Raw genomic sequence first — 14124 nt, 5'->3', positions numbered from 1 at the left:
AGGGTCGAGGTTCGAGAAGAAGGGGTTCGTGCAATCCCCCTGTCAGAAGAATTATATGATTCTTGTCATGGATGGCTACGGACGTAGCAACAACCTCGATATTGGCGATAATGATAATGACGGGGTGAAAAACACGATGGCGGACATAGCCGCCAAATACTATTACAACTTAGATGCGCCACCCGAACCATCGAACTGGAACCGTGACGAGCAAGGTGATTGGGACGAGCTCGTCAAGAATGCGCCGGTTGGGACGGATAACCGATGCGAAAAAACCAACCACGATGCATCACTCGATTGCCGATCCGAACAACATGTCACATTTTTCGGCGTCACATTAAGGCAGTCAGGCAACACATTCGGCACGAACAACCAACCTAACCCATACAAAACCGGGGCTGATCTATCAGCAAATAAGAATAAAAGCCTAAAAACCAATGTGACCGCTGGCATTTGGCCCTCCGAAAGCGAGCTACCCGGCTCGCGCGGCGCTGCGAAATCAACACCAGGACAAATCGACGACCTATGGCATGCGGCGGTTAACAGTCGAGGTCGATTACGCAGCGCGACCCGGCCAACCGAACTCAAGAAACAGTTTTCGAAAATCTTGAGACAAATTCTGAACAAGCCGCTAAGGGGCAATAAGCTCGCAGCCAACCGACACAAAGCGTCTGCTGGAACGTTCATCTATCAGGCTTCATTCCAGGGGCGCCAAGGCATACTCCGAGCTTACCCATTTACCGGCAACACGATGCCGAATTTCAACGCCATACCATTCGGCGACGGCTGGCAAGCACAAAACGGCGATATTCAAAATCCCTCGGGCCGCACTATTTATACCCACACAGCCGATACCACAGTCGAATTCACGCCCGACCAAGCCAACAGCTTCCCCAACTCGGATAAGCTGACTAAAGCCACAATTCAATACATTCGCGGCGACAGGGCCAACGCGAGCACCCGGCTCGGCGACTTCCGCACCCGCAACGGGACCGTGCTCGGCGACATCGTTCATTCGACGCCCGCCTACGTAGGCTCTCGGCCTGACCTTGTTGGTTACATCAATCAATACAGCGGTGACGCAATCAACAGCTACCGCGATTTCATGAATAACACCAACAACCGCACCTCAGCGATTTATGTCGAAGCCAATGACGGCATGTTGCACGCGTTCAGCGCCGAGCCGAAAAGTCGCGGCGGTGGTAATGAGTTGTTTGCCTATATTCCGTCCGCAGTACGCCCCAAAATCCATGAGCTAACGGCTCAAACGCCCGCACATCGGTTCTACGCCGATGCAACACCGACCGTTAGCGACGCCGTCATCGACAATAATTGGGCGACGGTGCTCGTCGCCGGCCTGCGCGGTGGCGGCAAGGGCGTTTTCGCCTTGGATGTGACGCGTCCCGGCGAATTTTTGGAGCAAGGTGTGCTCTGGGATATCACCCCAGACAACGGCGATTTTGCCGAACTCGGCCTGACTTATAGCAAACCGCTGATCGCACAGCTGAACAATGGCGACTGGGTTGCGATATTCGGCAACGGCTACAACAGCAAGGACAACAAAGCGGTTCTGTATATCGTCAAACTGTCCGATGGCGCTTTGATCAAGAAATTCGTGGCCAGTAACGACAACGCACCAGCGCCACGATCAGGGCCAAACGGTATGAGCAGCCCGTACTCGATCGACAGCGACAGCGATTTAATTACCGATTACGTCTATGCTGGCGACCTGCACGGCAATATGTGGCGGTTTGATCTGAGTGACACCAACAAAGGCAGCTGGACTGCCCATCTGCTCTATCAGACGACGCAGCGGCGCACCAACGGCGACCAAAAACATCCACGGCCAATCACTGCGGCGCCGATTGTCAGCCGTGGACCACCGGAGGTGGCCAAACCGCGCGGGGTCATGGTGTTTTTCGGCTCGGGCAAGTATCTAGAAGCCGCCGACGCGTCCGGCACCGACGCAAGAACACGCAAGAACTACGTCTACGGCCTCTGGGATGCGGGCGCGACAAAGACAGCGACCCATCGTGGGTTTGTTTCGACACAAATCGAGCCAAGCGATCTCGCTGACCGCAGCCTTGGTAAGGCGACAGCCGCCGACAACGACCAGATATTCGGCAGCATCGGCGATACCACCACCGATGTGCACTACCAGCGCGGCACAGCCGACACATACGACAACATCGACCGTGGCTGGCGGCTTGACCTCGGCACCAATGGACAACGAATTATCAACCAGTGGGCGCTTATCCGGCAAAAAGGCAAGGTCGTGTTAACCGGCGCCTCCACAGCGCCCTCCGGCCAGCTTTGTAATCCCAGCGACACGAGCAGACTCTATCGGCTCAACCCTTATACCGGCGGTCCAGTCGCCAATGCCGCATTCGACGTCAACGGCGACGGCCGCTTTACCACCACGGACACCATCAATAGCGGCGAAGCGGCCATTTATCAGACCACACAACAAGGCATCTCGGCAGGCACGATCACGATGATCAAAGCCAACGGCGCCAAGACCACATTGACCCCACATTCGGATGAGACGACCCAAACGCTAACCACCGCTCAAGGTTCAACGGCCAAGCGCATCACTTGGCGCGAAATCCGACGTGGCGGCTAAAACGGGCACGCCACACATGTATCGCGAGAGCGCACGGTCCTACCGCGGTTTCACACTAATCGAACTAATGATCGTCGTGCTGGTGGTCACGATCCTCGCGACCATCGCCTATCCGCTATACCTGTCACAAGTGCGTCATGCACGGCGAGTTGACGCCAAATCCACACTCAAAAAAGCCGTGAACCGCGGTGAGCAGTTCTACGCACAGGTTCACCACTACCCGCAGAACCTGGCGAGCATCAACGTGGACAAAACTACGGATAACAAAGCATACACCGTGTCCGCGGACAGCTCGGTTAGCGGCTTCAAGGTGATCGCCAACGCTCGAGGCGACCAAACAAACGACGCTTGCACACAGTACACACTGCGAGCCAACGGCCAGCAGTCGTCTTCAGATCCGGGCAACTGCTGGTAGCCCGCACGGGCTGATCGCCCAGCAACTGCAGCGGCCTCAGCCGCGTACGCTACGCCTGCCGCGCCGGTAAAAACGCAGCGAGTGCAACCCCGAGCGCGCCGATTACAATCGCGCTATCCGCGATATTGAAAGCAGGATAGTGCCACGCGCCAATATGGAAATCGATGAAATCCACAACGTGACCGCGGGTAACGCGATCGATGGCGTTAGCAAGAGCACCACCCGCGATCAGAGCCAAGGCCGCGGCGCTTAGACGCTCACTGAACGGGTGGCGCCAAAGCCAGACGAGGATGCCAGCGGCAACGGCCACGGCCAACACCGCAAACATCCACGGCGAGGCCTCGCTAAAAATGCTGAACGCCGCACCAGTATTGTGCATCAGCGTTATGTTGAGCCACGATGTAAGCGTTAACGGCCGGTAGAGCGACAACTCGGTGATAACAAGCTGCTTGGCCACCTGATCAAGCACGATGATTGCAACAGCGAGCCATAGCCACTGCACATTTCGCACACGTGGCGGCGCCTCACTGTCACTGGAGCCGGAATCACTCATATCTCAAATGCCGGAGGGTTGGCCGAAGTGCTCGGCAATGGCCGCGATGTCGCGGTGCATTTGTTCAGTCATGGTCATCAGATCGTCGAACCGGTGTTCATCGCGGATGAACGTAGCGAATGATACAGAAACGCGAGCACCATAAAGATCGCCGGAAAAATCCAGCAGGTAGATTTCGAGCAACGGCGTTTGACCATTGACGGTCGGCCGCACGCCGAAACTGGCCGCGCCCGTGAGTTGGGCGCCTGCATGCGGACCATCGCAAACGTTAACGAGCACGCCGTAGACGCCGTAACGCAGCCCCGGACTGTGCGCCAGATAAAGATTGAGCGTCGGGAAGCCAATTTCGCGACCGAGTTGCTGGCCACGAATGACGCGTTCGGTGAGTGCGTAAGGCCGGCCGAGCAAACGGTTCGCGGTCTCAACCTCGCCTGCCGCCAATGCGGCCCGCACACGGGTCGAGCTGATGCGCTCGCCGTCATCGATGACTTCCGGCACAGATTCAGTATCGAAATCGTAAGCGGCGCCGAAACGACGGATCATATCGATATCGCCGGCACGGTGTGCCCCGAAACGAAAATCGTCGCCGACAGCTACCAACGCAGCGCGCAGGCGGCTCACAACCAGGTCCTGCAGAAACTGTTCCGGCGACATGGCGGCTAGATCCGCGTTGAATCGCGCACAGACGAAATAATCGACACCGGCTTCGGCGATGAACGTCAGCTTGTCACGGATTGAGAGCAGGCGTGCCGGCGCATTGTCAGGGTCGAACCAAGCACTCGGCATAGGCTCGAAACTCATAACCACGGACACACCGCCGGTCTGCCGGGCGTGCTCGCGGATTCGTGCCACGATCGCCTGGTGGCCGCGATGAAACCCATCGAAATTACCGATGGTCAGCGCCGACGAGCATGGCAGCGGCGGCATCGTCTGGACGTTGCGAACGAGTTTCAAGCGAAACTCCGGGCTCGTATCGTTGGACACCGACTCATCCGGTGCTTATTTCCACGCGTTGGAGTTGTCGCGGCCGCCAGCCACTAACAAACAAAACGGCAAAATACACCGCCGCGCCAATTGCGATCCACGCCGCGAGCCAGCCGATCCTGAGCGCCAATGGGCGCGCCAGCCAACGCGACCAATCCCAGCCACCGAACGCCAGCACTACGGTCATGGCACCACACGCCAACGCAACGCGGCATAAAAAGCCAAGCCAATCGCGCCCCGGCACGTAAACCCCGCTTTTGCGCAGGTAGTAATACAACAGCCCGGCATTTAAAAACGCCCCCGCCGAAGTTGCCAGTGCCAGCCCCGCGTGCGGTGCTGTCCAACCGCGCCATTGGAAAAACAATACAAACACCACGTTCAACAGCATCGCAGACGACATAGCGATCACGCCACAGCGCACCGGCGTGCGCGAATCCTGGCGCGAAAAGAACCCTGTAACCAACACCTTGACGAATGAAAAGCCCATGAATCCCAAGGCGTACGCCATCAGCGCGTAGGCACTCATACGCGCATCGTGTGGCGTAAACGAATGATAACCGAACAGCGTAGTCACCAGCGGGCCAGCCAACATGAACAGACCTAACATGGCCGGCATACCGAGCAAAACGAGCAGTTTCAACGCCCAATCCATGGTTGCAGCGAACCCGGACGTGGATGCTTCGGCGTGGCGGGCTGACAGGTTCGGCAGGATGACGGTCGCGATCGCGATCGAAAACACGCCGAGCGGGAATTCCATCAACCGGTCCGCGTAGTAAAGCCAGCTCACACTACCTGCCGCCAGCAGTGAAGCAATAACAGTATTGACTAGCAAATTGATCTGGGTAACCGAAGCACCGAAGATGATCGGCAGCATGAGCTTCAGGATGCGTTGGACGCGTAGGTCACGCCAGGCCCAGCGCGGCCGCGGCAGACAGCCAATGCGCGCGAGAAACGGCAATTGAAACCCAAGCTGCGCCGCACCGGCGACCAGTACGCCGATCGCGAGTGCCAACTCCGGGCGCTCCAGCAAAGGCGCGGCGAACACAGCCGCCAGAATCAAGCACACGTTTAACAACACCGGCGTGAAGGCCGGCACAGCGAAACGCTGGTAAGTGTTTAGCACGGCACCAGCCAATGCCACCAACGAGATAAAAAGCAGATAGGGAAATGTCAGGCGCAGTAATTGGCTGGTCAGATGAAACTGAGACGCGTCGTCGCTAAACCCCGGCGCGAAGACATAGACCAGCCCCGGCGCGGCCAATACGCCAACGACAGTTACGCCGAGCAGAACGACCGCCAGCGTCCCGCTCGCCGCATTCACGAGGTCGGCCGCCTCTGCTTCCGACGCGTTGGTTCGCGTATCCGACAGCACTGGCACCACCGACTGGCGCAACGCCCCCTCGCCGAACAAACGCCGGAAGAAGTTGGGCACTTTAAACGCCACCAAAAACGCGTCCATGCCCATGCCGGCCCCGAATAACGTAGCGAACGCTACGTCGCGCACGAAACCGAGGATGCGCGAGACAAACGTCATGCTGCCAACCGAGCCGGCCGCTTTTAGTAGTGTCGCTCGCCCTTTCATTGGTCAGTCGCGCTTACGCTGGATACTGTCGCCTGACCTTGCAGCGTATGCGGCCTGTAGCGGGTGATCATGATGTAATTCTTGGCCGTACCCACGACATGCCACCTCAACTCGATATCCTCGCCAGTAAGCGTCACGTGTGCGTAATAACGATCCGCGCCACAACAGTGCGGCGACGCGCTTTGCAAACCGACCGCCGATGCGGGCTCGAACACAACTAGTCGAGCCGAACGTCCGATCTGCGCGCGGTCATAGCTTAGCGCCAACTGCCCTGCTTCGACGCGCCAGCAATAAACATTCGATGTGGCCAGCGTGCGTGTGCTGCCGGGCAAATATAGCCAACCATTTTCAGCGACGCGCAATGTTTGCCCGTCGTCTTCCAACGACGGCTGTGCGTGCCCGACCACGCGCCGGGTCACGCCGTCGGTGGGTTCGGTTTCATGGACAACGGTCGTGAACGAACGAACGCAGTTCAAGCGATTCCAAATTGCTGGCATCATAGCGTGGTTGTGATTCGCCGACTGTCGAGCTTGCATGGGTTATCTCTGGACCGTTACTGCCCTCTGGGCATTTTCCTTTAGCTTGATCGGCGTCTATCTAAGTGGCCAGGTCGACAATTATTTCTCGATACTGACCCGACTCGCGCTGGCCAGTCTACTACTCGCACCATTTCTGCGGCCGCGTGCGATCCCGCCACGCGCAATTATCGGTCTGATGGCGATCGGCGCCGTACAGATCGGCCTCATGTACATCTGCCTATATCAAGCCTACCTGTGGCTATCGGTGCCGGAGCTCATATTATTTACGGTTGCCACACCCATCTATATCAGCCTGCTGGACGACCTGATGGTACGGCGTTTCCGCCCTATCTATCTGCTGGCTGCGGGCGGCGCGGTCGCCGGTGCCGCAATCATCCGCTACCACGGTGTCGGTAACAACATTTGGGTCGGCTTCTGTCTGATCCAGGCAGCGAATCTGTGTTTCGCGATCGGCCAAGTCGCCTATCGTCGGCTGGTACAAAAACTCCCCTCCTACAACCCGACGCATGTATTTGGCTGGTTCTTTATCGGCGCCATACCAGTAGCCGCGCTGGCGTTCGGCCTGTTCGGCGACTGGCACCAACTGCCGACGACGGGCATGCAGTGGTCTGTGCTGGCTTGGCTCGGGCTGGGTTCGTCCGGCGTCGGCTACCTGTTGTGGAATTCGGGGGCGACGCAGGTCAGCGCCGGGGCATTGGCGGTCATGAACAACGTGCTGGTGCCGGCCGGGTTGCTCGTCAACATCGTCATCTGGAACCACGACGCCAACCTGATCCGCCTGACCGCTGGCGGGGCCGTGATTCTTCTGGCCCTGGCGGCCACACGTCTCGTGCGCGACACGCCGCCACATAAACCGAGCACATCGACTGCCGCCTGACTCCGCTTTACGCACCGAGGGCGATCAGCAACCAGAGTGCCGCCATGCCGACGACGATCGTGTAAAAGATACTCCGGGTGCGCCACGCGACGACGCCGGCGATCACGGCCGCCCAGAGCCGCGGCTCGAATATCGATACAAGCGCACCGCTGTCGTGGCTAACAACAGCGGGCACCACTATCGCAGCGAGCACGGCCGGCGGTACAAAATCCAGCGCCTCGGCGACAACATCAGGCATACGATAGCGCCCGAGAAAACCCAGAAACGACCAGCGAAGCAGATACGTCGCCACGCCCGCGACCACAATCGTCAACCAAAGTCCGACGCCGTTCATCGCGCGATTCGCACGCCTGTTACACGACGCACGGCAATGCCCACTAGAACCCCGGCCGCAGCGCCAATGATCAGGCCGAGATTGGACGGCAAGCCTGCCAGTGCAACGGCCACGCCACCGCCGACAACGGCCGCTGATAGCCCTGCCCGGTCACGCACGGCCGGCACCAGCATCGCTAGAAAAGTCAACGACACGGCAAAATCGAGTCGCCAGGCAGACGGCACCCCAGCGCCGAGGCTTGCACCGACAAGCGTGGCCGACTGCCAACCCAACCAGAGCGGCAACGCTGTCCCCATAAAGAACGCCAGGCGCGAACGCGTATTCGAGCGCTGCTCAAACGCGTAGAGACTCAGCATATAATCCTGATCATTCAACAGATAGGCGACCATTGCCCGCACCGGCGCACTTAGACGGTGCAAATAGAGCGATAGCGAAGCGCTGTACATGACAAAGCGCAGATTGATGATGACCACGGTCAAAACCACCACTGCCACCGGCGCACCGGCTGACAGTAATGAGACGGCGGCCAACTGCGACGCACCGGCGAATACCAACAGCGACATCACCCCCGCCGCAGCGATCGAGAATCCAGCCTGTGCCATCGAGACGCCAACAATCAAAGCGAACGGCAATATGCCGACCAGAACCGGCGACACGACGCGTACACCGGCCAGGAAATCGGCGCGCCAATTCCCGTCGGCTGAAGCACTGTCCGCTACTTCGCTGTCAGCCTGATGCTTCACGAATTAAATGCCGCACGCTGGAGGCGCAGCTTGTATCGGATACGGCTCATGGCGTTTCTCATCAAATCAGCAAAAAAACATGGCCACGACGACGCGCAACCATTATGGCGCGCACTGGCAATAATCGCGAAATCAGTCGCCCCGATTGTTAGAGTAATGGTGAATTTCAACCCGGCGCGTTAGGCGCGCCGACACCATGAGTCAGAACACTCCCAACCCACAGGGCAAGGGTCTGTCGCCGATCCTCGCAAACCTCGATGCTCAGCGTGTGATCGCGGACCAAGTCCCACCGAAACACATCGAACAGGTTTCGGCCGAGCTTTTTACATCGCTATTTATACTGGAATCGACATTCCGATTTCAGCCGGTTGTCGGCAAACCGTACTATCTCTACGAACAACCCGACCAATTTTGGCTGGCCCTGACGCCGCCAACACGTCTTGGCGAATCGGTTGCCGGGCGTTTTATCGGCGTCTGTGAGTTGCAAAGCGATCTGACCTGGACCCTCGAGCTGGCCGACGCCGTGGCCAATGATGAGGCATTCATGGCATTTCTGGCCGACAAGCGGGCAGCGTTTGAACGCGACCTCGAAGCGGCCGATACGATGGCCGATAGTTTGCCGACATTCAAACGCAACACATCATTTTACGGGCAGGCATTCGCCTACGGTTTGTCACATTCGCTGGGCAGTTCCATGGCCCAATCAGGCATCCGCGAGCTCGGCTATCGCGAAGCCCAAGGGCTCATTGCCAACCGGCGCCAAGACACCACGGATAGCGACGCGTCTTGAGGCCGCACCGCCGCCCTCCAAGCGATACGACCACTTACCAGTTCAGCGGTTCGGACACTTCACCATCTGCTGCAACCACATCGTTATGACCCAGCGGCTCGGCGTCAGCCGGCGACTGTTTTTCAGCGCTCGGCTCTACCCCGCGCGCGACGAAGTACTCATCGAAACGCGCCTGTGCATCGTCGCCAAACAGGATCCTGCAAGCTTCCATCAAACCATCCGATTGGCGGATGGTTGCGGTGTCACTAACCATCGAGATCTTGGAGCGCCGCCGCAAGAAATCCTCGAGCTTGGTCACCATTTCGCGCTGAGCGGCCTGACCGACCTCGCAACGTAGATATTCCGTACCCTCGATCAAGATCTCGGCCTGTTTCGGGTCTTCCCGGATTTTTTCGAGCATGCCGATAGCGTTGGCCGCATAACGCCGCCACAGGCGCGTGGACAGCGGCTCGGAGGCGGCCGCCGACGTCATCGCATCCAGGTCCATCAGACGCGCTTGGTGGAAAAACTCGTCACGCACGCTGTCGGGCGGCTCGCCGTACCAGCGATATTTCGGGTATGGCACTGCGATGCCGAGTGACGCAATCCGTTCAGTGATCTCATCGCCCACGTTGAGGCAATCGGTCAATTTGCCGCCGAAAATGCTGAGATGTGCCTGGTCAGCATCGAAATCGATGTGATGCTGGCGCGACAGTTGCAAGAAATCTCGACCCTGGCCAGCATCCGCTTGGACCGCTAATGGGCGCACGCCGCAGCGCGTCGAGATGATGTCAGACCGTGCCAGCGGTCTGTCGAGGGTCAGCCGCTCATTGATATTTTTCAACAAAAAATCGACGTCGGCGTCGGTGACTTCCGGCCGTGGATTCTCGGTGCGCGTATCGGTCGTACCGATACAGGTGCGATTGCCCATGGGGATGACGAAAAACAATCGTCCATCGTCATCGAAAAAAGCCAGGACGCGCTTGTTCGGCGTCTGTTGATCGACGACTATGTGGATGCCCTTGGACAGAACGTGCGCGTGTTCGGTCTTGACGCCAATGCGCTCGTTGTAATCGTCGGCCAGCGGTCCGCACGCGTTGACAATGGCCTTGGCCTCGACATCGAATGTTTCACCGGTGAGTGAATCTTTAAGCTGTACCTGCCAGCGCCCGTTGGTGCGCGTCGCAGATACCGATTCGACATAGTTAGCGGCCGCACAGCCGCTATTCATCGCCAAACGCACGAAATTGAACACGAAGCGCGAATCGTTATCGTGCAGATAGGCATCGGAATATTCGAAACACCCGGTTGCATTCGACGTATCGACAATCGGCTCCTCGCGGTTGAGCGCGGCTAGCGATGGCAACCGCGGCATGCGCGTGAAACAGTTGCCCATGAGCCAGTACAGCCAAGTGCCGGCCCAGAGATAGAGTGGATGGTGCCGAAACCCCTTCATGATAGTGGTCAGAAAACGGATTTCCTGAACCGTAGAGGGATAGTTGTGCATCAGATGATTGCGACTCTTACAAAGTTCGCGCACCAACCTGAAGTCATAAGACTCCATGTATTTGATGCCGCCCCAAGCCAGGTTCGAGGTGTGCTCACTGGTCATGCCAGCCCAGTCGCCAGCGTCGATCAGGCCGGTTTTGACGCCTTTGCCAGCCAGCGCCGCAGCGCTGACCGAGCCATTGATCCCGCCGCCGATCACTAAAACGTCGTAGACATCATTTTTAAGCTGGGTGATATTACTTTCACGAAGCCCCATCGGCGTCTCCCATTATTGTTTGGGCGTGCTACACAGCCGAACGGCTAGGCACACCCAAACCTCGCGCTTTACATCCGACCTACGCTGTTTCCAGCGCTTATGAAAAACAGGTTGGATATCGTTATCAACAATACCTAAACTTTCGATACATTATATTGTCCGAACGGGTGACACGTTGGCGCACGACCGACGCGGTACAACGCCAACATAGTGCCTTCAAACTCAAGGAGAGATTTCGATGCAACATTCAAACAACAAGACGCTCGGGCTGATCGCCCCGGCCGCGTTAGCAATCGCACTCGCCGTACCCGGCACGGCATTGGCCAATAACAAGCCGCAAGGGCTTTATTCGGCCGACCAATTACTCGATGCCGATGTCTACACCAAAGATGGCCATAAACAGGTTGGCGAGCTAGACGACATCGTCTTCGATAACAGCATGCGCATCAGCTCGTTCGTGGTCGAAAGCGACGATACCCTCGGGCTGGACGGTAAATCGTACGTCGTCAATACCAATCAGGTGCGCGTAAAAACGCAAGGCAACCAGGATTCAACCCACCCCGATTACACCGTGATCGTTGACATGAGTGCCAAACAACTCAAGGACCAACCAGTATATTCGAACTCGTGGTGGACCAAAAGCAAAAAGCAAGCCTCGGACGCCTGGCAAAAGACCAAGGACAGTGCTAACAGCGCCTGGACCAATATTAAACAGGGCAGCCAAAATCTGTACGAAAGTGCGAAAAACGCGGTCCATTCAGCGGCCGAAAGCGCGGCTGACGTAACCGGCAACTAAATACCCGGCCGGGGTGTGGCACGGCGGGCCACATGCGCTGCGTGGCACGCCCCGGCCTAGATTTCACACCGGCGTAGCGCGCGAATCATGGATCGGCCAGGGTTAACCGCGTCGACCAGTGATCGCGCAACCGGCATCGGTTCGCCGCAAATCATCGATGCGCTTATTTCCGCCGCCAGCGGCGCGCTGACAACGCCGCGCGAAGCATGCCCGGCACAGACCCACAGATTAGGCCAGTGCGAAGGCTGCGCTGACAACGGGGTTTTCGCATCGTGGCGATACGCAGCATATGCCGAAAGCCACTGACTTCGATCCGGCACACCCCCGACCAGCGGCAGACTATCCGGCATCGCGGCACGCCAACCGACACGGCCGCTGACTGGTTCAGCCTCACCGAGTGCTCGTGCGAGCAACGGCGTCGTAGCAGCCAAACCATCGACGTTGGCGGCATCATCCCTCGCGCGGACGTTGGCATCCGGATCGTTGCTTGCATACGTCGCGCCGACAGTCAGCCGAGCGCCGTCTGACGGCAACACATACGAGTTAGCACACACCACGCAACGGGGCGCGATCTCACCCCTCACCTCGCTGGCCGCGAACTCACTCGCCTGCCCACGCACCAATTCGAGTTCGGGCAAATCCGGACAAAGTGAGCTCGCCTTGTCAGCGGCGGCGACTACGACCGTATCGAATATTTCGGATCGCCCGGTGTCGGATTCGACGCGCCAGCCATTTTGGCTCGGCACCAAATTGGTTATACGTTCAGCCTGAACTTCTAGCCCGTGGCGTGCCAGGAGCCAACCACAGAGCTCGGCCGAGTAAACCCAGCCTGCGGCCGGATAGTAGAGCCCACCGCGCACATCACTGCCCAACTCGACACCGGCCAACGCGGCGGCTTCGACGCGATCGACACACCGCAACATGGTCTCGGGCAACGCCCAGCCTGTCGCGACACGCTTTTGCCGGTCAGCCTCCCGTGCACTGGCCGCAATCTGCAACAAACCACAGTCTTGCCATAGATGCCGGGCCGGATCGAGTTGCCTCAACCAAGCAAGCGTGTAATTCAAGCTCGCAAGATAAAACGCGCCGGTCACGTCCAACCCGGCCGGTAGCCGAATATAGGTCGCCGCCTGGCGGTTCCCCGAGGCGCCGCCCGCAACGCCGGCCGGGTCAAAAACCGTAACCGACAAACCGCGCGCGGCCAGTGCATTCGCGGCTGTCGTGCCCGCCAGCCCGGCGCCGATGACAACAACCCGACGTGGTTTTTCGATCGGCTCTGGCCGCATCGTCCACGCAGCGCGGCCACGGCTTGGCTGTGGCTGAGCATCCGTATGCAGCCGCGCGGTCAACATCGAGCGTTTGCCGGCGAAACCCGGCACACGCTTACAGGTGAAACCGGCTGCCATGAGGCCACGCCGCACCCAACCGGCACTGGTAAAACTGGACAACGTCGTGCCTGGTCGCGAGAGATCGGCCACCGCGTTCAAAACCGATGTCTGCCACATCGCGGGATTGCGCGCCGGTGCGAAACCATCGAGAAACCAGGCATCGACACAGGCGTCCATATCCGCCAATGCTGTCTCGACCGCGCCCAGATGCAGGTCCAGCGTGACACGTGGATGGAGCACGAGCCGATGGACGCCAGCCACCGCATGCGGCCATTGATCGAGTAATGCTGCGCGACAATCGCCGCCAACCTCGGCATAGTCCAAAAGCCTTTCGGCATCGGCCACGTCAAGCGGCCGGGCTTCGACCGAGACACAATGCAGGCGCGCTTCGCACGGCGCCTGACTCAAAAAGCAAGCCGCCGCGCGCAGGATATTCAAGCCGCTGCCGAAGCCAATCTCGCCTACGACGAATGGTCGGCCCCACCCCCAATCAGCCCATCGAGCGGACAAATCATTGGCTTGGATAAAAACGTGATCCGATTCCGCGATCGGATCAGACGTGGAGAAATAGACATCGCCAAAATCGGCATCGATCGGCACACGATCCGACCAGTAGATACAGGCGTTGGCTACGCCCCCAAGGCGCTTATCCGCCGCTGTCTCAGCCATCACGTAACGCCCTCGGATAATTGATCAAAAAATAATCAACGCTGGCCAAACCGCCGCCTTATAACCGATCAAGACTTTCGCACCCAC

The 14124-nt window shown here is 58.5% G+C and carries 13 protein-coding genes; 5 read left to right on the top strand and 8 right to left on the bottom strand.

Annotated elements, in window-relative coordinates; all coding sequences use genetic code 11:
• Positions 1 to 55: 55 nt before the first annotated feature.
• Complete coding sequence (locus HKX41_00890) at positions 56 to 2623, top strand: hypothetical protein (protein ID NNC22714.1); 2568 nt, start codon at positions 56 to 58, stop codon at positions 2621 to 2623.
• Complete coding sequence (locus HKX41_00885) at positions 2613 to 3038, top strand: prepilin-type N-terminal cleavage/methylation domain-containing protein (GenBank protein NNC22713.1); 426 nt, start codon at positions 2613 to 2615, stop codon at positions 3036 to 3038. Before HKX41_00890 ends, HKX41_00885 begins: the two co-directional genes overlap by 11 nt.
• Positions 3039 to 3087: 49 nt before the next feature.
• Here HKX41_00885 and HKX41_00880 read toward each other — a convergent pair whose 3' ends face one another.
• Genes HKX41_00880 through HKX41_00865 form a run of 4 tightly spaced genes read right to left on the bottom strand, consistent with a single transcriptional unit; the run spans position 3088 to position 6657 of the window.
• Positions 3088 to 3591: a lipoprotein signal peptidase gene (locus tag HKX41_00880; GenBank protein NNC22712.1), complete on the bottom strand. Its 504-nt coding sequence runs from the start codon at positions 3589 to 3591 to the stop codon at positions 3088 to 3090.
• Positions 3592 to 3594: 3 nt separating this feature from the next.
• Positions 3595 to 4575, bottom strand: coding sequence for a bifunctional riboflavin kinase/FAD synthetase (locus tag HKX41_00875; protein ID NNC22711.1), 981 nt, complete (start codon positions 4573 to 4575; stop codon positions 3595 to 3597).
• Between the two features lie 4 nt (positions 4576 to 4579).
• On the bottom strand, positions 4580 to 6157 hold the full coding sequence (gene murJ / locus HKX41_00870) for a murein biosynthesis integral membrane protein MurJ (GenBank protein ID NNC22710.1): 1578 nt from the start codon (positions 6155 to 6157) through the stop codon (positions 4580 to 4582).
• Positions 6154 to 6657 carry a hypothetical protein gene (locus HKX41_00865; protein ID NNC22709.1) on the bottom strand — a complete coding sequence of 168 codons (504 nt, stop codon included), beginning with the start codon at positions 6655 to 6657 and terminating at the stop codon, positions 6154 to 6156. Before HKX41_00865 ends, murJ begins: the two co-directional genes overlap by 4 nt.
• A gap of 34 nt (positions 6658 to 6691) precedes the next feature.
• Between HKX41_00865 and HKX41_00860 the strand changes: the two genes are divergently transcribed.
• Complete coding sequence (locus HKX41_00860) at positions 6692 to 7573, top strand: EamA family transporter (GenBank protein ID NNC22708.1); 882 nt, start codon at positions 6692 to 6694, stop codon at positions 7571 to 7573.
• 7 nt (positions 7574 to 7580) lie between these two features.
• Here HKX41_00860 and HKX41_00855 read toward each other — a convergent pair whose 3' ends face one another.
• Both HKX41_00855 and HKX41_00850 read right to left on the bottom strand, forming a co-directional pair.
• The gene (locus HKX41_00855; GenBank protein NNC22707.1) at positions 7581 to 7907 is read right to left on the bottom strand and encodes an AzlD domain-containing protein; all 327 of its coding nucleotides are present in this window, start codon (positions 7905 to 7907) and stop codon (positions 7581 to 7583) included.
• Entirely contained in the window at positions 7904 to 8650 is a 747-nt protein-coding gene (locus HKX41_00850; protein ID NNC22706.1) for a branched-chain amino acid ABC transporter permease, read from the bottom strand. The genes HKX41_00855 and HKX41_00850 overlap by 4 nt, the downstream gene beginning before the upstream one ends.
• Positions 8651 to 8846: 196 nt before the next feature.
• On the opposite strand from HKX41_00850, the gene HKX41_00845 reads away from it, so the two are divergent.
• Positions 8847 to 9440, top strand: coding sequence for a DUF2452 domain-containing protein (locus HKX41_00845; protein NNC22705.1), 594 nt, complete (start codon positions 8847 to 8849; stop codon positions 9438 to 9440).
• A gap of 34 nt (positions 9441 to 9474) precedes the next feature.
• Here HKX41_00845 and HKX41_00840 read toward each other — a convergent pair whose 3' ends face one another.
• Positions 9475 to 11184 (bottom strand): FAD-dependent oxidoreductase, encoded by a 1710-nt coding sequence (locus HKX41_00840; protein ID NNC22704.1) that lies wholly within the window; start codon positions 11182 to 11184, stop codon positions 9475 to 9477.
• Positions 11185 to 11422: 238 nt separating this feature from the next.
• Between HKX41_00840 and HKX41_00835 the strand changes: the two genes are divergently transcribed.
• Positions 11423 to 11980, top strand: coding sequence for a hypothetical protein (locus HKX41_00835; GenBank protein NNC22703.1), 558 nt, complete (start codon positions 11423 to 11425; stop codon positions 11978 to 11980).
• A gap of 56 nt (positions 11981 to 12036) precedes the next feature.
• Here HKX41_00835 and mnmC read toward each other — a convergent pair whose 3' ends face one another.
• Entirely contained in the window at positions 12037 to 14037 is a 2001-nt protein-coding gene (gene mnmC, locus HKX41_00830; GenBank protein ID NNC22702.1) for a bifunctional tRNA (5-methylaminomethyl-2-thiouridine)(34)-methyltransferase MnmD/FAD-dependent 5-carboxymethylaminomethyl-2-thiouridine(34) oxidoreductase MnmC, read from the bottom strand.
• Positions 14038 to 14124: the final 87 nt, after the last annotated feature.

The sequence above is a fragment of the Salifodinibacter halophilus genome (genome assembly GCA_012999515.1).
Taxonomy (GTDB): Bacteria; Pseudomonadota; Gammaproteobacteria; order Nevskiales; family Salinisphaeraceae; genus Salifodinibacter; species Salifodinibacter halophilus.
Note: the sequence above shows the minus strand (reverse complement) of the source record. Positions and strands in the feature narration are given on the sequence as shown.